We start from the raw sequence: 1,168 nt of genomic DNA on the forward strand, positions 1-1,168 counted from the left end.
GCTCGTAGTCGACAATCGCGTCGCCGACCTGGGCCTGGGTACCGACAATCTGAGCCACAGTGCACTCCTTGTTCTTCGTCGCCCGTGGGGCGCGGGTGTGGGCCTGAGCGGGGGGTTCGGCGAACTCGGTTCTCGCCGAGCACGCGCTCCGCCGACCCGTAACTGGACTACATATTCCACTGTACGTGGAGACGGGTCCGCGCCGGTGTGTCGACCGCCACTCACGGGTACACGTCGGCCTGAGCGCTCGACGAGGACGTGGTCGTGGACCACCCGCGCCGCGGGTTCGCGGGGGCCTGCCGGACAGAATCGCGACTGCAGGCCCACCCGCCACGCGCGAGAGTCCTATAGTAGGACCAACCGGTCTAGTTGCACCGCCCCGCGGCCGCTGGCTGCGCGGCAGGAAGCGACTCCGGTTCAGGAGCGCGCGGGGCCATCCGCTCGTCGGGCGGCACCCGCGGCGCCCTGTCGGCACAACTGAGCACGACGGAGGAGATGACGTGGAGCCGAACTACGCCAAGTCGCAGGATGCCATCGCTCGGTTGACCCCCGAGCAGTTCCGGGTCACCCAGGAGAGCGGAACCGAACCTGCGTTCGCCAACCCGTACTGGGACAACAAGGAATCGGGCATCTACGTGGACATCGTGTCGGGAGAGCCGCTCTTCGCCTCCGTCGACAAGTACGACAGCCGTACCGGCTGGCCGAGCTTCACCAAGCCGATCGTCGACGACAACGTCGTGGAACGCGAGGACCGCAGCCACGGGATGAACCGGGTCGAGGTCCGGTCCACCCACGCGGACAGTCACCTGGGACATCTCTTCAACGACGGCCCGCGCGAGAAGGGTGGCCGTCGCTACTGCCTCAACTCGGCCGCACTGCGGTTCGTGCCCCTCGCCGACCTGGAGCGCGAAGGGTACGGCGAGTTCCGTGAGCTGTTCGGCACCCACCCCGCGGGGGGTCCCGAGGAGCCTCGGTCGGCGTGACCGGGGGGGCGCAGACCCCGTCCCAGCGGGTGGGGCGACGTGGTGGCGCGCCCGAGCGTGACCCGGGGAGGGCCCGCCGCCGGGCACGAGCGCGTGTCAGAGCAGCGCCTGATAGGCCCCGCCGTCGATCGGCACCGACGCGCCGGTGAGGAAGCCCGCCTGCTGCGAGCACAGGAACGCGACGA

At 69.7% G+C, this 1,168-nt stretch carries 1 protein-coding gene; it reads left to right on the top strand.

Translation table 11 applies throughout. The annotated features are described in order from the left end of the window. The first annotated feature begins 500 nt into the window (after window positions 1-500). On the top strand, window positions 501-983 hold the full coding sequence (gene msrB / locus PSU4_RS30900; RefSeq protein ID WP_147116217.1) for a peptide-methionine (R)-S-oxide reductase MsrB: 483 nt from the start codon (window positions 501-503) through the stop codon (window positions 981-983). Window positions 984-1,168: the final 185 nt, after the last annotated feature.

The organism is Pseudonocardia sulfidoxydans NBRC 16205 (assembly GCF_007989085.1).
Taxonomy (GTDB): domain Bacteria; phylum Actinomycetota; class Actinomycetes; order Mycobacteriales; family Pseudonocardiaceae; genus Pseudonocardia; species Pseudonocardia sulfidoxydans.